General features: G+C 59.8%; 12 protein-coding genes. 1 reads left to right on the top strand and 11 read right to left on the bottom strand.

What is annotated here, in order from left to right; genetic code table 11:
* Window positions 1–4 precede the first annotated feature (4 nt).
* The 11 genes from ACA052_RS06755 to ACA052_RS06705 all read right to left on the bottom strand — a co-directional run bounded on the left by ACA052_RS06755 (window position 5) and on the right by ACA052_RS06705 (window position 15,461).
* A complete protein-coding gene (locus ACA052_RS06755) occupies window positions 5–2,104 on the bottom strand; it encodes an acetate--CoA ligase family protein (protein ID WP_497648953.1) in 2,100 nt (699 codons plus the stop codon).
* Between the two features lie 18 nt (window positions 2,105–2,122).
* Window positions 2,123–3,283, bottom strand: coding sequence for an acyl-CoA dehydrogenase family protein (locus tag ACA052_RS06750; protein WP_497648952.1), 1,161 nt, complete (start codon window positions 3,281–3,283; stop codon window positions 2,123–2,125).
* Between the two features lie 51 nt (window positions 3,284–3,334).
* Entirely contained in the window at window positions 3,335–4,126 is a 792-nt protein-coding gene (locus ACA052_RS06745; RefSeq protein ID WP_497648951.1) for an enoyl-CoA hydratase/isomerase family protein, read from the bottom strand.
* A 1,012-nt stretch (window positions 4,127–5,138) separates the two neighbouring features.
* Entirely contained in the window at window positions 5,139–6,551 is a 1,413-nt protein-coding gene (locus ACA052_RS06740) for an amino acid permease (RefSeq protein WP_497648950.1), read from the bottom strand.
* A gap of 194 nt (window positions 6,552–6,745) precedes the next feature.
* Window positions 6,746–9,007 carry an ATP-binding protein gene (locus ACA052_RS06735; protein ID WP_497648949.1) on the bottom strand — a complete coding sequence of 754 codons (2,262 nt, stop codon included), beginning with the start codon at window positions 9,005–9,007 and terminating at the stop codon, window positions 6,746–6,748.
* Entirely contained in the window at window positions 9,004–9,777 is a 774-nt protein-coding gene (locus tag ACA052_RS06730) for a substrate-binding periplasmic protein (RefSeq protein WP_497648948.1), read from the bottom strand. Before ACA052_RS06730 ends, ACA052_RS06735 begins: the two co-directional genes overlap by 4 nt.
* Window positions 9,778–9,782: 5 nt before the next feature.
* Entirely contained in the window at window positions 9,783–10,499 is a 717-nt protein-coding gene (locus ACA052_RS06725) for a response regulator (RefSeq protein ID WP_497648947.1), read from the bottom strand.
* 92 nt (window positions 10,500–10,591) lie between these two features.
* Window positions 10,592–11,239 carry a TetR family transcriptional regulator C-terminal domain-containing protein gene (locus tag ACA052_RS06720; protein ID WP_497648946.1) on the bottom strand — a complete coding sequence of 216 codons (648 nt, stop codon included), beginning with the start codon at window positions 11,237–11,239 and terminating at the stop codon, window positions 10,592–10,594.
* A 115-nt stretch (window positions 11,240–11,354) separates the two neighbouring features.
* A complete protein-coding gene (locus tag ACA052_RS06715) occupies window positions 11,355–12,662 on the bottom strand; it encodes a Xaa-Pro dipeptidase (RefSeq protein ID WP_497648945.1) in 1,308 nt (435 codons plus the stop codon).
* A 35-nt stretch (window positions 12,663–12,697) separates the two neighbouring features.
* On the bottom strand, window positions 12,698–13,984 hold the full coding sequence (locus tag ACA052_RS06710; protein WP_497648944.1) for an OprD family outer membrane porin: 1,287 nt from the start codon (window positions 13,982–13,984) through the stop codon (window positions 12,698–12,700).
* A 427-nt stretch (window positions 13,985–14,411) separates the two neighbouring features.
* Window positions 14,412–15,461 (bottom strand): ABC transporter substrate-binding protein, encoded by a 1,050-nt coding sequence (locus ACA052_RS06705; protein WP_497648943.1) that lies wholly within the window; start codon window positions 15,459–15,461, stop codon window positions 14,412–14,414.
* 215 nt (window positions 15,462–15,676) lie between these two features.
* Between ACA052_RS06705 and ACA052_RS06700 the strand changes: the two genes are divergently transcribed.
* Complete coding sequence (locus ACA052_RS06700; protein ID WP_497648942.1) at window positions 15,677–17,638, top strand: oxidoreductase; 1,962 nt, start codon at window positions 15,677–15,679, stop codon at window positions 17,636–17,638.
* Window positions 17,639–17,678: the final 40 nt, after the last annotated feature.

Here is a 17,678-nt window from a genome sequence, read left to right as displayed (position 1 = left end):
TTCCTCACTCGTGGCCGAGGCGAATCAACGCATCGACCGCAGTCGTGCCGTGGGCACCGACCAACAATGGGTTCACATCGAGTTCCAGCAACTGCCCGGCGTTCTCACAGGCGTAGTCGGCCACGGCACGGACCGCCGCCACCAACGCGTCGAGGTCCGCTGCTTCACGACCGCGAAAGCCTTGCAGCAAAGTCGCACTGCGCAGGTTCAGCAACGCGTTGCGAATGGCGCCTTCGGTGGTCGGCAGCAACAGGCTGCGACTGTCCTTGAGCAACTCCACCAGAATGCCGCCGGCACCAATGATCAAGGCCAGGCCAAAGTCGTTTTCGCGTTTGATGCCGACAATCAATTCAGCCAACGGCGGCGGCGCCATGGGTTCCAGCAGCAGTTGATCGAACGGCACGTGCGGCGCGTAATCGGCAATGCTCGCGCGCATTTTTTCCAGGGCGGCGGTCAGGGCAGCGGCATCCTTGAGGTTCAACGCCACGGCGCCGGCTTCGGTCTTGTGCGGCAGTTGCACACTGACAGCCTTCAGCACCAGCGGATAACCGAGCGTGTCGGCATCACTCAGCGCTTTTTGCGGGGTGCTCAATACGCCATTGGGCGTCGGCAGGCCAAACGCACGGAGGGCCTTTTTTGAGTCCCACTCGTTGAGCAACTGACCTTCACCGACCAACGCTTGCGGACATAACGGCACCAGCGCTGACTCACCCAAATCGAGCAGTGCCTGACGATTGCGCTGATAGTTGGCAATCCGTCCCCAGGCCGCCAGTCCATCCTCCACGCCTTGCAGCGCCGCCACGCCTTGCGCATGCAGACGTTCACGAGCGTGCGCCGGCAGCAGTTCAGGGAAGGCCGAGGTGACGAAGCCGGTCTTGCCGTGCCGTACCAGCGCGGCGCAGAACAATTCCAGCAGCAGGTCGCATTCCTTGCGTTCGCCGGTGAACTCCGACGGGTAATCGAGCACCAGCATCGCTGCATCGGCTTCGGTGCGCAGGGCGCTGTCGAGCATGCGGTTCAAGGCTTCGCCGTCGCCCCAGATTGCCGTGGTGAAATCCAGCGGATTGACCAGGTTCGCGTAGCTGGGCAACACCTGCGCCAGCTCTTCGCGCTGCGTTTCATCCAGCTTGGGCAAACTCAATTCATTGCGTTCGGCGTAGTCGGCAATCAGCCCGGCATCGCCACCGGAACAGGCCAGCGCGATCAGGCTGTTGCCAGCCGGAAGCTTGCCGCACGCGGCGGCCTTAAGGGTTTCGACAAAGCTCACCGGGCCACTGACGCGGATCACCCCAAGGCGGGCAAACAGACTGTCGTACAGCGCATCGGAACCGGACAGCGAACTGGTGTGACTGATCGCCAGTTCGGCACCGATCTGCGACACGCCGGTTTTCAACGCGATAATCGGAATGCCCTTCTCCAGCGCCTTGTGCGCGGCCCGGGCAAAACCCGGAACGTTCTTCAGGCCTTCCAGGTGCAAGCCGATGGCGGTGACGCGCGGCTCGTCGAGCAACACGTCCATCAACTCGGCAACACCCAATTGCGCCTGGTTGCCGACCGAGGCCATGTAGGCCACCGGCAGCGAGCGGTCGCTCATGGACACGTTGTAGGCGAAGTTGCCGCTCTGGGTCAGGACGGCGACGCCCTTCTCCACCGGCTTGCCGCCATGCGCCACCGGCCACAGCGCCGAGCTGTGCAGGTAGTCCAGAACGCCGTAGCAGTTGGGGCCGAGCACGGCCATCGTGCCGGCAGCCTTGAGCAATTGTTGCTGCAAGGCCTGGCCTTCGGCGCCCGTCTCGGCAAAACCCGAGGCGTAGCAGATCGCGCCCCCCGCGCCCTTGGCCGCCAGCTCGGCGACGCAGGTCAACGTCAGTTCGCGGTTGGTCGCGATGAACACCGCATCGGGGCCGCAGGGCAGCTCGGCGACGCTGCGTACACACGGCACGCCTTCAAGGCTTTCATGCTGCGGATTGACCAGCCACATCTGGCCAAGGTAGCCACCCTCGGCACAGCGCTTGAGGGCTCGGGCCATGCTGCGGCCGCCGACAAACGCCAGGTGACGCGGCGCAAGCAGGCGTTTGAGGTTGTCACGAATAGTCTGCGACATGCGTATTCTCCAGGCCGATCAGCGCAACAGCGGCCGCAGCAATTCGCGGGAAATGATGTGACGCTGGATCTCCGACGTGCCTTCCCAGACCCGCTCGATCCGTGCGTTACGCCAGATGCGTTCCACCGGGCATTCATCCATCAGGCCCATGCCGCCAAAAATCTGCACCGCCTCATCGGCAACCTTGCCGAGCACTTCACTGGCGAACAATTTGGCCATGCCGGCCTCGCCATCGGTCATGGTGCCCTGGTCCATTTTCCAGGCGGTGTGCAAGGTCAGCAGTTCGGCCGCGCGAATCTGCGTGACCATGTCCGCGAGCTTGAACGAGATGCCTTGATAGGTGCCGATCGGCTGGCCGAACTGCTTGCGGTCCGCCGCCCATTGCAGCGACACGTCGAGCGCCCGTTGCGCCTGGCCGACGCAGTTGGCGGCGACCATCACGCGTCCAGCCGTCAGCCAGGCGTTGGCCACGTCCCAACCCTTGCCGACTTCGCCGAGCACTTTGCTCGCCGGTACGCGGCAATCGTCGAAGAACATTTCGTAGGTGTGATAACCACGGTTGCTCACGCACTTCGGACCGCGGCGAATGGTCATGCCCGGGGTGTCGCGATCCACCAGGAACGAGGTGACGGCGTTGCGTTGGCGGCCGTTGTGTTCGTAGGTGTCGGTCACGGCGAAAACGATGGCGAAATCGGCCTGCCCGGCGTGGCTGATGAAGTGCTTGCTGCCGTTCAGAACAAAATCGTCGCCGTCACGCACGGCGCGAGTCTTGATCGCGTTGGCGTCGGAACCGGCGCCCGGTTCGGTGAGCGCGAAGCAATCGATCTTCTCGCCCTGGATGCACGGCAGCAGGTAGTCGTTGATCTGATCCCCGGTACACGCCATGAGGATTTTCGACGGCCGTGCAACGAACACATGCAGCGCCCATGAGACCTTGGACAGTTCACGCTCGATCAGCGCCTGAGACAGGTAATCCAGACCACCACCGCCCACTTCTTCAGGCATGTTGAAGGCATAGAAACCCGCCGCGATCGCCTTGCCGCGAATCTGTGCGGCCAGCTCCGGGGAGACTTCATCGGCGCGGTCGACCGCTTCCTCGTGGGGCAGCAGCTCCTTGGCGACAAAACTGCGTACCGCGTCCACCAACATTTCTTGTTCTTGGGTCAGTTGGAAATTCATGGTGCTACCTGTTGTTCGTTCACGGGTTATAGGTGCGAGGCGGACGCGGGCTTATTGGCCGACAAACCGCGCCGGGCGTTTTTCCACGGCGGCGCGCAAGGCTTCGGCGCCGTCTTCGCTGCGACCGCAGAGCAGACCGGCGGCCAGTTCGGCTTGCAGCTGTTCCGGCAGGCTGCGCTGGGCGCCTTCGCGCATGAGCTGCTTGGTCTGGGCGAAGGCGAATGTCGGGCCGTTGGCCAGGCGAGTCGCCAATTCGGTGGTCACATCAAGCAGTTGCTCATCGGCGCAGACTTCCCCGACAAGGCCCGCAGCCAAGGCACGATCCGCGCCCCACAACTCGTCAAGAAACAGCAGGCGCTTGGCTTGTTCGGTGCCGATCAGGCGTGGCAGATGCCAGCTGGCACCGGCGTCGGGCGAGTACGCCATGCTGGTGTAGCCGGCCTTGAACCGTGCCGATTGACCGGCGATGCGCAGGTCGCAGCACAGCGTCAGGTCCATCCCCGCGCCGACGGCGGTGCCGTTGATCGCGGCGATGGTCGGTTTTTCCAGGCTGTACAAGCGGCTCATCAACGCGTGGGCGGTTTCGGTCCAGCCGTAGGTTTCCAGGGCGCCACGGGCTTCGGCTTCGGCCCACTCGGCCAAGTCCGCGCCAGAGCAGAAACTGCGGCCGCTGCCGGTCAGCACCACGACCCGAACGGCGGGATCGGCGTTGAAGTCGTCAAGCAGGGCGTGGAGGTTTTTCAGGGTCGGGATGTCCAGCGCATTGCGCTGAGCGGTGCGATTGAGGGTGATCCAGGCAACACCGGCTTCGACCTGACTGAGCAGAGAAGATTGAGTAGTCATGCGAATCCTCGAATTATTTTGTTTGGCGTGAGGTGATGCGACTTGAGGCCATACTAAACGAGTGTTCAGTAAGGCGGCAATCTGAGATTTATAGGGCTGTAACAGTCTGAAAATTAAGATAAGTGGTTGTTTTTGAATGGTTTATTTCTTTTACGGGGCGTTGCGGGGACGGGGCTGTTACAACTTTGCACAACTGGGGACAGGTTTGGTTGGGTTTGTTGGGGGCATATCCGTTTCTGCGGTAACGGCTGCTGGCGGTTTCGCTCTTACAGCGAGTCCCTTTTTCAAACGCCAAAAAGGACCCAAAAGGCTTTGCCCCTCCATTCGGTGCCTCGCTGTGGCTCGGCATGCCCTCACTCCGGTCCTGCTCCGGGGGCGGCTACCGCGGCATCCTTGCCGCGGTGCCCCCTGCGCAACGCCTGCGTTCGGCCTCTGGGAAAGGGGCAGGCAGATCAAAATCTAAAGCGACAGCAGATCAAAAGATCGCAGCCTTCGGCAGCTCCTACAGAGGAATGCGATCCCTGTAGGAGCTGCCGAAGGCTGCGATCTTTTGATCTTGATGTGCTCATTCTCACGCTCAGCGTGGGAATGCATCCCGTGACGCTCCGCGTCACAGCCTGAAGCGGAACGCGGAGCGTCCCCGGCGGCGTTACCACGCAGAGCGTGAGAACGATCATCGGCCTACCGCTTTTGATCTTCACCACTCAAGGCCGAGCGTTAGCTCGCCTGTAGCTCTTGATCTTGACGCACCGCCCCCTCGTGAGGCCGAGTGCAGGTTCTGCGCAGTGGGCAACCCGGCATGGATGCCGGGTTAGCCGCCCCCGGCCATGGATGGCCGATGGCGGCGGGCCCACGGAGCAGGACCGGAGCGAGGGCATGCCGAGCCACAGCGAGGCACCGAACGAAAGGGGCAAAAGCGCTTGGTTACTTGGCGCTTTTCCAAGTGACTCGCCGTAAGGGCGAAACCAATATCAGCCATCACCCAAAAAACGGATATACACACCACCAACGCTTACGCAGCCGGCAAACTCGGCGCCAAAACCCCCTGACGCTTGCGATAAACCAGAAAATAAGCGCCATAACACACAGCAATAAACCCACCCCCCCAATACAACGAAGGCCGCTGCGTCTCATCCAGCGCCAGAAACACAAACAACGAACAGCACAGCGCAATGCACGTCAGCGGCAACAGCGGAAACCACGGCGCACGGTATTTCAGATCACTGAGCTTGCCCCCATCACGCAGGTAAGCCTTGCGGAACTTGTACTGCGCCAGCGCAATAACAATCCAGGTCACCGTGCCCGACATGCCACTCACCGCCATCAGCACCATGAACAACGTGTCCGCCGCAACGAAACTGGTCATCAACGACACCAGCGCAAAGCACAAGGTGATGCTCAGCGCCCGCAACGGCACTCCGCGCTTGCTCAATGGCGAAAGACTCTTGGGCGCCATTCCGGTTTTCGACATGGCCCACAAAATGCGCGTCGAAGCGTAAAGGCCAGAGTTACCCACCGACAGAATCGCCGTGAGAATCACAAAGTTCATCAAGTCGGCGGCATAAGGAATACCGACCATGTCGAACACCTGCACAAACGGACTCTCCATCAAGCCAGCCTGCTGCCACGGCACGATCGCCGACAACACGACAATCGCCAGCACATAGAAAATCAGCACCCGGAACACCACATTGCGCACGGCACGCGGAATGCTTTTTTCCGGCTGGTCGGTCTCGCCGGCCGCCACGCCCATGATTTCGCAGCCCTGGAAGGCGTAGACCACGGTCATCATCACCGCAAACACCGCCGACAGACCGTTAGGGAACAGCGAGTCACCGATCAGGTTGGTCATCATCGGTGCCGGTGCGCCACTGGTCAGTGGGATCGCGCCGAAGATCACCAGCACGCCGACCACGATGAAACCAAGAATCGCCGCAACCTTGATCCCGGAGAACCAGTATTCCGCTTCACCGAAGGCGCGAGTCGCCAGCGCGTTCAGGCCGAAGAGCACCACCACGAACAACGCCGACCAGTACCAGATAGGAATGGTCGGGAACCAGCGCTCCATCAACATGCCCGCCGCCGTGAACTCCAGGCCCACCGTGGTCGCCCAGCTCATCCAGTACACCCAACCGATCATGAATCCGGTGGCCGGCCCGATGAACTGGGTGGCATGGGTTTGAAACGAGCCGGACACTGGCATTTGCACGGACAGTTCGCCCAGGCAAACCATCACCAGGTACATCAGGAAACCGGCGACCAGGTAGGCCAGAATCGCCCCCACTGGCCCGCCCTGATTGATCGTCAAGCCAGAGCCCATGAACAGCCCGGTGCCGATCACGCCGCCCAGCGACAACATGAAAATGTGCCGGCTTTTCAGGGCGCGGGTCAGCTGGATGCCTTTGCGTTCGGTAGATTCGCTCATAACCGCACCTCAATAGTCAGCAAGGTGCGCGACATGGCGCAGGGAAAAATCAGCTTTACGGCGGTTCATTATTATTATCTCCAATAAGCTTCGAAGACCGCGCTAGCGGCGGTTGTGTCGATTATTGGAAGACCATGTAAGGTCCCGTTGACCGTAAAGATCGAAGTTGTAAAAAGACGTAACAAACTTGTACGTCAGGTATGCAGCAGGTCGGCCAGCATCCGTTGCGAATGCTGCAATTGTTCATCGACCTGCGGTGCCAACGCCCGCAACGTTGATTCATCGTTGGCCATCGCCGCCTCTTCCAACTCACGCAGCGCGTTGGCCAAGGCGCGAAAGCCCAATGAATCGCTGCTGCCCGCCAGGCGGTGCGCCAGATGTGCGACCTCGGTGCAATCGTCGGCCTCGATCGCCTCTGTGATCGCGTCGCGATGCTGACGGATCGAGTTGTTCAACACCGCCAGCAATCCCTGGAGTTTTTGTTCACCGAGCAAGGTCCGATGAGTCTCCAGCAACGGCCAATCGATCGCCTCGTCATCGTGCTGTGGCAAGGGCATCGGCGCTTGCCCGACCAACGCTTGCCGCAATGTGTCGAGCTTCAGGGGTTTGGCGAGAATGCCATCCATCCCGGCATCCAGATAACCGCGCACCAGCGCCGGTTGCACACTGGCCGTCAGGGCGAAGATGCGGCTCTGACGGTTCGGCCCCGGGTTGCCGCGGATCCGTTTGCACAACTCGACGCCGCTGATGCCCGGCAGATGCACATCCAGCAAAATCAAATCGAAGGCCTGCCCGGCACATTGCGTCAGCGCCTGTTCGGCGTTTTCGGCGAACCAGACCTGATGCCCGTCGCGCCGTAACAAGCCGCTGGCCACTTCACGGTTCAGCGCCACATCCTCGACCACCAGAATATCCAGCGCCCGGCCGGGTTCGCTGGGCCACGCCACAAGCGACAAACCGGTCGCCGGTTGCAACGTCAGCTCGAACCAGAAACAACTGCCGCGCCCGACTTCACTTTGCACCCCGATCTGCCCGCCCAGCTGCTCCACCAGATGTTTGCTGATGGCCAGCCCGAGCCCGGTTCCGCCAAAATGTTGCGCCACCTCTTCACTGGCCTGGGTGAAGCGCTCGAAAATCTTTTCCTGCATTGCCGGGGCAATGCCGATGCCGTTGTCCGTCACGCTCACGCGCAGCCGTTGCCCGGCAGATTGCGCGACTTGATTCAACAGCGCGACCTGGACTTTTACCTCGCCACCCTCGGTGAACTTGATCGCGTTGGCCAGCAAGTTACTCAACACCTGACGCAAGAATTGCTCGGCGCCGTGATGCCGGTCGGCGACTTGCGGATCGATCCGGCAGTGCAGCGTCGTGTCATTGCCCAGTGCGCGCGGCTCCAGCAGTGTCAGCACCTCGTCGAGCAGTTGCCGGAGCGAAAAGTCGACCGGTTCCGGGTGGCTCACACCCTCCTCCAGTCGAGCGAAATACAGCACTTCGTTGAGAATCGACAACAATCCTTCGCCGGCCTTGTACAGCGCATCCAGGCGTTTTCCGTCGCGCTCATCCAGGCTCGCGCCGCGCAGCAATTCAGCCATGCCGAGAATGCCGTTGAGCGGCGTGCGCAACTCGTGGCTCATGGTCGCCAGGAATCGCGACTTGGCGAGATTGGCCGCCTCGGCTTCATCCTTGGCGCGCATCAGGCTGGCCGTTCGGCGCTCGACCATGCGCAGGAGTTCGTCGCGATTATCCTGCAACGCCAGCCGATCGGTTTCGCGCCGGGCAATGTCACTGAGGATGGCCCGGCGCATATCGTCCAGCGCATGGGCCACCGTGTCGATTTCGTCTTCGTTGACGCTGCGGCTCTTGTCCAGGAGCAAGGGCTCGTGCCAGTCACCGGCGGCGATGCGCCGGGCAAACCCGGCCATGACTTGCAAGTGCCGCGTGACCAACCGATAAAACAATCCCGACAGCGCCACCGCCAGGCCACACAGAAACACGCTCATCCACAACAGGCTGGTCAAGCCGGTGGCATATAGACGCTGATGCACGGCGCCCAGATCCGTGCTGACTTCCAACTGTCCCAAACGCCGCAGCGGCCCTGACGGTGGTTGATAGTCCAGCTCAAAACGCTCAACGCGCAACGGCCCGACCGGGTCGGGGTTACCTTGCAGCAAGTCGAAATCGGGGCTGGTCAGATGCACTCGCGCCACGTCGGAGAAATCCACCAGTCCGCGCAACTGCACATTCAACTGGTCCTGGTTCAAATCCCAGAGACTGCGCTCCAGGCTGGCCAGATAGCCGGCGCGAATCAGTGCCATGCGCGAGTCGATGTCGCGCATCTCGCGGCGGTACTCAAAATACAATTGCACGGTGCTCGCGAGCACGGTGAAGCACAGGCTGAACAACAGGATGAACAGCAGCAGACGCCGCAGCAGTCCAGCGGATAGCGCCCGGATCATTTTGTTTCGACCGGAAGTTTAAGCATGTCGCGGTAAGTGACTTCACTCTCGTGAAGCAAACGGTCGACCTCACCCGAATCGACCATGCGCTGCAATTGCGCGTCGATGTCAGGCATGCGGCTGGCCAGCGGAGAACGGCGTGACACGGCAACCCGCAAATAGTCCACGCCAAAGGAATTGGGTAAGGCCACGATGTCTTGCGCACCCGGCAGGGTCTCGACTCGCATCTGCCCGGTGCGCCGCTCGGAGACAATGAAGTCGATGCGTCCGCGAATCAGTTTCCCGAAATTCTGGCTGCTGTCAGAGACCTTTTCGATGTTCTGGTGTTCGGCGACGAAACGGTCGAACACCACGCCATAACTTTCGCCGAACAACATGCCGCCCCGGTAGTTGGCCAGGTCCTCCAGGCGCTTGATGTTCACCGGGTGCTGACGGTTGATAAACACCGCCACCTCCTCGCGCAACACGGGCACCGTCGAAAAAGCCATGCTTTGTTCGCGCTCCGCAGTGCTGTACATCAGCACCACGTCGACTCGCCCTTCGGCAGCGTCCAGCACGCAACGATTCCAGTTATCCAGTTCGACGATCTCGACGTCGTAGCCCAGTTGCCCGAACAGTTTTTTCACAACGTTGGGGGCGACGCCGCGTACCTGTTTGCCATCGCTCCAGGAGATCGGCGGGTACACCGGATAATCGCAGTAGCGAATTTTTTCCGTCGCCAACGCGGTGTGGGTGGCCAGCGCCAACAGCAGGCAAAACAGGCGCAGCATCGTGCTCAGGCCGCCACGCTGGCGGTGAACAGGTAACCGGCGCCATGAATGGTGATGATCAATTGCGGCTCTGCCGGATCGTCGTGCAACTTGCGCCGCAAGCGCCCGACCAGCACGTCGATGGAGCGGTCGTTGGGTACCCATTCGCGGTTGCGGATCTGGTCCATCAACTGGTCACGGGTCAAGGTGTGGCCGCTGTTGCGCAGGAACACACTGAGCAACTGATATTCACCGTGGGTCAGCAGGGTTTCGCTGCCTGTGTGGTCGATCAACCGTCGGCGATCCGTGTCCAGCGCCCAGGCGGCGAACTGTTTGACTGGCCGAGAGATGGCCGGGAGCGGTTGCGGGGTGTGGGCATGACGAACCCGGCGGATCAGGTTTTTCGCCCTGGACACCAGTTCCCGTGGGTTAAGCGGTTTGATCACGTAATCATCGGCGCCGCACTCAAGGCCGACAATGCGATCGATCTCATCGTTGCGCCCGGTGATCAGGATGATCCCGACTTCCGAACGGACCCGCAGCTCACGGGTCAGGGTCAGGCCGTCCTTGCCCGGCAAGCGGATATCGAGCATCACCAGATCCACCGCCTGGCTCGCCAGAAAGGTTTCGGCCAACTCCGCCGTGGCGGCGCAATGCACCTCATAGCCTTCCTGGGACAGGTAGGCCTGCAGCAGTTCGCGAATCAGCGGATCGTCATCGACGATCAATACTCGAGGAGTCATCGCATGGTGTCCTGCGTGTGCCCGAAGGCGTGTTTCTTATTAGAGTGATTTACCGCACTGGCGCCAGAGAGTATCGATAGCTGAACGATCGATCAACAGCCCGTCGTCTGGACACAAAACCGTTGGCGACCGCCCGCCTGCAATCCGTCGACCCAGGCTTCGCAAATCTGGATGCCTTGCGCCGGGGTGAAGGTTCCGGGGTTCAGTCCCGACTCCAGCCACAAACCGTCGAGCAATGCGCTGAGGGCGATGGCGGCCAGGTCGGCGTCGAAATTTTCCCAGGCTTCTTCTTGTGCCAGCTCGGTCAGGACCTTGCGCAAGATGCCGCGATACTCGCCGTAGGAGTGCTCGTGCGCGAGATTGATCGACTCGGCGGTGCGCACTGCGCCCCAGAACGCCAGCCAGGCGTCGATCAATTGCGGGTCCAGCAGTTCAGCGGAAAACGAGCCGCGAAAGAACGCCGACAGACGCTCGCGGGCATTCGGCGCCGCTTGCTCAATGGCGTCGCGCAACAGGCTCATGACCCGACCGGTGATCGACATGTAGGCCTCGGCCACCAGTTCGTCCTTGCCGGAATAGTGATGGCTGATCAGCCCGACCGAGACCCCGGCCTCGGCGGAAATCTTGCGGATGGATGCGCCCTGGAAGCCATGGCGCTGAAGGCACACGAGCGTGGCCTCGATGAGATTGCTCTTGCGCAGCTCTGGCGCCATTCGGGAGAAGCGGGCTTCCTGAGTCATTGGACGACGTTCCTGGCGGCGAGGGTTAAGCCCGGAACGTGCCGTTCGCGAGCTGAACGACTGTACAGCAACTACCCTCGCCTACTCCAGATTCCGCTCGATTTTTTGATTTTGCTTACAGGCCGGGCAGTACATCCGGGGGCACAATCGCACCGCCCTTCATGACCACGGGTGTTTTCTCAAGGATCGAAATATCGGCAATCGGATCACCGTCGACGGCAATCAGGTCGGCGAATCGCCCCGAACTGACGGCCCCGACATCCGCCTGCCAGTTGAGCAGGTCAGCGGCCACCACGGTGGCTGACTGGATCGCCTGCATCGGCGTCATCCCAAATTTCACCATGTACGCAAACTGCTTTGCATTGGTGCCAATCGGATAGACACCCGCATCGGTGCCATAGGCGATTTTGACCCCGGCCTTGACCGCTTTACGAAAGGCCTGGCGCTGGACGTCCGTGGTTTCAGTGTTTTTGCGCAAGTAACTTTCAGGCCAGTTTTCCTTGTGTCCCACTTCATCGATGTAGTCGCCGTTGTAGATATCCATCACCAGGTAGGTGCCGTTGTCTTTGGCCAACTTGATCCCTTCATCATCCAGCAGCGAGGCATGTTCGACGGATTTGACGCCTGCGCGAATAGCGGCCTTGATACCTTCTGCACCATGGGCATGAACCGTGGCATAGCTTTTGTGAACCTTGGCCTCCTGTACGACGGCGCGCATTTCTTCTTCAGTCATTTCCATTTGCCCCGGTTCAGTACCTTCGGCCAGTACAGAACCTGTGCCCATCATCTTGATGGTGTCTACGCCGTGCTGGAACAGATAACGGGTCTTCAACTTGGCGTCATTGGCATCCCGATAAACGCCGACACGCATATCCGCCGGGATCTCCACGCCCGGGGCAAACCCGGTCACCTCGCCGCCACCACCCGCAACCGTGATGTAAGCCCCGACGACGTTCATCCGAGGTCCCAGGACCCGATTGGCGTTGATGGCATCACGAAGGGCAACGTCGGTGAACGCTCGATAAGTGCCAAGGTCATGCACGGTTGTGAAGCCTGCACGCAACGTCTGATAGGCATGTTTCGCCCCCATCAGCGCGACATCCTGCGGGGAGTGCAGGAGTGGTTCAGCCACATTGTTGGTCATGTCCCAATCGGAGATATGCGTGTGCATATCGATAAGGCCAGGGAGGACAGTCTTGGCGGACCAGTCAATCACTTTGCTATTGGCTGGCGGCGCACTCCACGGTTCGACAGCAACGATGCGCTCTCCATCGACCTTGATCCGCTGATCGATCAGCACTTTGCCTCGTTCGACATCCACCAGGCGGCCGGCGTGGATATAGACGGTGTCTGCTTGAGCGGACAACGCTGTCGACGAAAGCGTAATAGCCAATGCCAAGCACTTGATCGGAAAGTTCTTCATGTAAACCTCTTGTTTTAGACGCAGGGTTAACCAGTTCAAAAAAGATCGAGCGGGTATTCAGTGATAATCCGCAATTGCTTGACGCTGTCACCGGTATAGGATTGCTCGGCATAGCGCACTCGTACGGACAAATCTTTCAAAGCCCCACTTACAACGACGGTCTTCAGATCGACATCCCGTTCAATCTGTTTATCCGCATGGGCAAAGTAAGCGTATAGCCCGTCTGGATCGACTTGTTTATTGTCGATATCAAACCCGTAGATATATTTAAACCTGAATGTTGTATGCAAAAACCCGGTCGATCCGAAATCATATTCATACCCAATCCCGACCGACTGCTCTCCAGGCCCGTTGAAATCCCCGTACTGCGACGAGTTAGCCAGATAGATGGAGTCCATGTACGTTCCATCTGTCGACGCCAAATAGTCAAACGGCTCACTGCCCTGTATTTTCTGATAGGACAACGTAACAGTGTGTGGACCATTGCCATAGGCCGTTGCCATTGACCACGCCGTAACATTTATTGCGCCAGCCCGTGCCTGGCCCTCATCGAGAGAGCGGTACAAATTAAAGTCGAAGCTCAGTGTTTGTTCAGGGGCCAATGGCAGGCTGTAATTCCCATTTACGTAGTACTGGCGCCATAAATCCTCTGCGCGAGACATGTAAAAGCCCACGCCACCTTGCTCTACTGGCGTATAGGTAAAGCCGGCATAATCGACATCACCGGCGTCTACCCCCGCATACCCGGCCATGAAACCACCATCATGGTTAGTGCTGGTATAACCTCTGGAGGAGTAGAAGTGCCCAATATCGATGCTGAATTTATCAATGTCTTCACTTAACAACTGAATGCCTCTTGTCGTCATTGGCATCAGTCTTAAGTCTGGAGTTGCAAAGACCGGATTATAAGGACGCAGATCCCCATACTTGATAACCGTATTCGACCACTTCATTTTTACAGAGGCATTGAGTGTCGATGACTCTGATCTTTCACCTTCACCATCATCTTCGCCGGGAAACATCCCCGTCCCCACCGTGCCGCGCCCGCCATCCAGTTTATAGGCGGTATAGGCACTGGCATCGACACCAAATCCGATATCGCCTTGAGTGAACCCGGATGTGTAATCCATCATGAAGCCCTGCCCCCACCCTCGTGCATCGGGATAGCCGGACAGTGAATTACGATTGAAGTACATATTGCGCGCGATCAACTTGGCGGCCCCACCCTCGACAAAACCTTCCTGGGCTTCGTCAGCTTGCACTGGCAGAGAACTTGCGGACATCGAAACTACAAACATACCCAACAGGGAACGCTTCTTCATTGGAGGCCTCAGGACTTTCATTATTATTGTTTTATGCAACGCCTGTACAAACCAATGGTAGTCAGACCCTGTCGATGAATGACAGTGTTGAAATGTATAGAGTTGGCGATCATTTGTAAGTCAAGTAACAGCATGTAACTTTATTGGAGGGGCGCTGTTACGCAAGAAGGGGGATACCGGGGCAAGCCTGATAAACCGAGCCGCGCCCATCGCGAGCAGGCTCGCTCCCACAGGGATCTTCAGCGTACGCAGCTTTTGCATACGACATAGATCAACTGTGGGAGCGAGCCTGCTCGCGATGGCGCCAGGCCATCCAACAAAATGTCTGGATCAACCCCGATACCCCGGAGCAACTTGGTCGAGCAACCGCAACAACGCCGCCCAGGCTAGTAGGGCTGGACGCGTCATGACGTCCAGCCGATGGCAATTACTTGCTGGCCCACGCGTTGAAACGCTCTTCAAGTTCTTCGCCGTGATCGACCCAGAACGCCACGTCCATCGACAGCGCGCCTTTGAGGTTCTGCGGCGCGGTGGGCACCCATTGGGCGAGTTTGCTATCGAGTTGGGCGGCGGCTACGGTATTGGTCGGGCCATAGGGGATCTGCTCGACATACTTGACCTGGGCGTCCGGCTGGTTGGCAAACGCGATAAACCGCTTGGCCTGATCGACATGTTTCGAGCCTTTGATGATCGCCCAGTAATCCATGCCGTACAGGCTGCCCGGCCAGACCAGCCCGAGGTGACTGCCATCTTGCGCGGCCGCAGCCACACGTCCGCTGTACGTCGAAGTCATCACCACATCGCCGGCCGTCAGCCATTGCGCCGGCTGCGCACCGGCTTCCCACCACTGGATGTAGGGTTTTAGTTCGGTCAGTTTGGCGAAGGCGCGGTCGACACCTTTCGGTGTATTCAATACGGAATACACGTCTTCGACCTTCACGCCGTCGGCCAGCAAGGCGAATTCGAGGTTGTACACCGCGCGTTTGCGCAGGCCGCGCTTGCCAGGTGTTTTTTTCACATCCCAGAAGTCGGCCCACGACGTTGGGGCCTGTGCCAGCTTTTGCGTGTCATAGGCAATCGCCACGCTCCATACCAGTGCCGCCGAGCCACACGCCTGCGCCGCATCGGGGATCAACTGCTCGGCGCGGCCCAGGGTTTTCCAATCCAGTTTTTCGTACATGCCTTCGTCGCAACCGCGCATCAAGTCCGGGCCTTCGATCTGTACCACGTCCCAATCGGCGTTGCCGGTGTCGACCATCACTTTGATCCGGGCCATCTCGCCGTTGTATTCGCTCTGGATCAGCTTGCTGTGATCCGCGACGCTGAACGGCTGGAAAAATGCCACATCCTGGGCTTTCTGGCCGGCGCCACCGTAACCCACCACCACCATGTCCGGTGCTGCCTGAGCGCTACCCAGGCCCATCGCCAGGGACAGCAACAAGGGATAAAAACCGTGTTTGAGCGTGTTCGATTTCATCAGTGGTTCCTCTTGCAGGTGCCACCCGACGAAACGCCGCGTGACCCTTTTTATTGTTTGTGAGGTTCGCCCCGGATTCGGGCGTAAACGAATCTACTGCGAGCACCAGTAAAAAAACAAGTTGATTTTTTACTGAGAGTAAATTTCTATAGGCAAATAATAACAGCGCCGAAAACCCGGTCTTTCGGTGCCAGCCTGCTTGGAGTACCCGCGACATGCCAACCTCGTCCCCCGCTTTTGCGCACCTGTTCGAACCCTTGCAGCTGCGTGGCAAGCGGCTGAAAAACCGCATCATGTCCAGTGGTCACGACACCTCGATGCCCACCGACAACCTGGTCAACGACCCACTGATTGCCTATCACACCGCGCGGGCCGAAGGCGGTGTCGGGCTGATCGTGCTGCAAGTGGCCGGGGTACATGACAGCGCGCGGTACACCTCCCATGTGCTGATGGCCACTGACGATGCCTGCATCGAGGGTTATCGGAAAATCGCTGAGAGTTGCCATGCCCACGACACGGTGGTGTTGTCGCAGATCTTCCATCCGGGTCGGGAAATCATGGAGTCCAGCGATGGCCTGCTGGCCGTTGCCTACTCACCTTCGGCGGTGCCCAACGAGCGGTTTCGGGTGATGCCGCGTGCGCTGGATCAAGTGATGATCGACGAAATTGTCGCCGGTTACGGTTCCGCTGCCCAACGCCTGTATCAGGCTGGAATCGACGGTGTGGAAGTGGTCGCCAGCCATGGTTACCTGCCGGCGCAGTTCATCAACCCGCGCGTCAACCGGCGCATTGATGGCTACAACGGCGAGCTGGAACAGCGCCTGCGTTTCCTGCGCGAAGTGATCGCCGCCGTGCGCGCCAACACCGATGAACACTTCGTTATTGGCCTGCGTATCTCCGCCGACGAGCGCGATCCTGAAGGGCTGACCGAGGACGAGTCCCTGGCTGCGGTGCAATTGCTGCAACCGTTTTTGGATTACGTGCACATCGTCGCCGGAACCTCGGCGTCATTGGGCGGCGCGGTGCACATCGTGCCGCCGATGGCGATTGAAGCGGCCTATCTGGCCAAGGAAGCCGGAACGTTCAAGGCTGGCCTGTCGATTCCGCTGTTCGTCACCGGTCGCATCAACCAGCCGCAGGAAGCCGAGCTGATTCTGGCGCGCGGCCAGGCCGATGTGTGCGGCATGACCCGCGCCCTGATTTGCGACCCGCAAATGCCCAACAAAACCGACACCGGCCACGTCGAAGATGTTCGCGCCTGCATCGCCTGCAACCAGGCCTGCATCGGCCACTTTCACAAAGGCCTGCCGATTTCCTGCATCCAGCACCCGGAAACCGGGCGCGAACTGATCTTCGGCAAGCGGCACCCGACGGGCCAACGCAAACGCATCATGATTGCCGGCGGTGGCCCGGCGGGCATGAAAGCCGCTGCCGTGGCGGCACAACGCGGCCATGACGTGACCCTTTACGAAGCCAGCGCGCAACTCGGCGGCCAGGTATTGCTCGCACAACTCTTACCAAAGCGCGCCGAATTCGGCGGCGCCAGCACCAACCTGCAACGAGAAATGGAATTGGCCGGCGTACGCGTCGTGCGCAACACCCGGGTTGACCGGGCGCTGGTGGAACGCGAGCGGCCGGACATGGTGATTGTCGCCACCGGTGCCGAGCCTTATTGGCCAGCGTTCGAGCGCGGCGGTGAATTGCAAGTGGTGGACGCCTGGCAAGTGCTGCGCGATGAAGTGCAGATCGGTCGTTCCGTAGTCGTCGTCGACTGGCGCTGTGACTGGATCGGCCCCGGTATCGCCGAACGCCTGGTACGCGCCGGGCATCAGGTGCAACTGGCCGTCAACGGCACCCATTGCGGGGAAAACCTGCCGCTGTACGTACGCGATCAACTGGCCGGCGAACTGCACAAACTTGGCATCCCGATCACGCCCTACGCCCGCCTCTACGGCTGCGACGACAACACCGTCTACCTGCAACACACTGCTAGCGGCGAACCGATGCTGTTCGAAAACATCGACACGCTGGTGCTCTGCCAGGGCCATCAGCCGGTGGACACCCTCGGCGCAGAGTTGCAAGGCCTGGTGGAGTTTCGGCGCATCGGCGACTGCCTCGCGCCGCGCACTGCCGAAGAAGCGATTTACGAAGGGCTGAAAGTCGCCTGGGAGCTTTAAGGCTGTTTATACTCCGGGGTTTTTACAGAACCCCGGTTTG

This window comes from Pseudomonas sp. LBUM1644 (assembly GCF_059716195.1).
The sequence above is the reverse complement of the archived record's forward strand: the minus strand, read 5'-3'. Positions and strand labels throughout refer to the sequence as shown.

Excerpts from the sequence above, each read along its gene's own strand:
- ACA052_RS06700 (WP_497648942.1), top strand. The coding sequence starts at position 15,677 with ATGCCAACCTCGTCCCCCGCTTTTGCGCACCTGTTCGAACCCTTGCAG.
- ACA052_RS06730 (WP_497648948.1), bottom strand. The coding sequence starts at position 9,777 with ATGCTGCGCCTGTTTTGCCTGCTGTTGGCGCTGGCCACCCACACCGCG.
- ACA052_RS06715 (WP_497648945.1), bottom strand. The coding sequence starts at position 12,662 with ATGAAGAACTTTCCGATCAAGTGCTTGGCATTGGCTATTACGCTTTCG.
- ACA052_RS06710 (WP_497648944.1), bottom strand. The coding sequence starts at position 13,984 with ATGAAGAAGCGTTCCCTGTTGGGTATGTTTGTAGTTTCGATGTCCGCA.
- ACA052_RS06705 (WP_497648943.1), bottom strand. The coding sequence starts at position 15,461 with ATGAAATCGAACACGCTCAAACACGGTTTTTATCCCTTGTTGCTGTCC.
- ACA052_RS06720 (WP_497648946.1), bottom strand. The coding sequence starts at position 11,239 with ATGACTCAGGAAGCCCGCTTCTCCCGAATGGCGCCAGAGCTGCGCAAG.
- ACA052_RS06735 (WP_497648949.1), bottom strand. The coding sequence starts at position 9,007 with ATGATCCGGGCGCTATCCGCTGGACTGCTGCGGCGTCTGCTGCTGTTC.
- ACA052_RS06725 (WP_497648947.1), bottom strand. The coding sequence starts at position 10,499 with ATGACTCCTCGAGTATTGATCGTCGATGACGATCCGCTGATTCGCGAA.
- ACA052_RS06750 (WP_497648952.1), bottom strand. The coding sequence starts at position 3,283 with ATGAATTTCCAACTGACCCAAGAACAAGAAATGTTGGTGGACGCGGTA.
- ACA052_RS06740 (WP_497648950.1), bottom strand. The coding sequence starts at position 6,551 with ATGAGCGAATCTACCGAACGCAAAGGCATCCAGCTGACCCGCGCCCTG.
- ACA052_RS06745 (WP_497648951.1), bottom strand. The coding sequence starts at position 4,126 with ATGACTACTCAATCTTCTCTGCTCAGTCAGGTCGAAGCCGGTGTTGCC.
- ACA052_RS06755 (WP_497648953.1), bottom strand. The coding sequence starts at position 2,104 with ATGTCGCAGACTATTCGTGACAACCTCAAACGCCTGCTTGCGCCGCGT.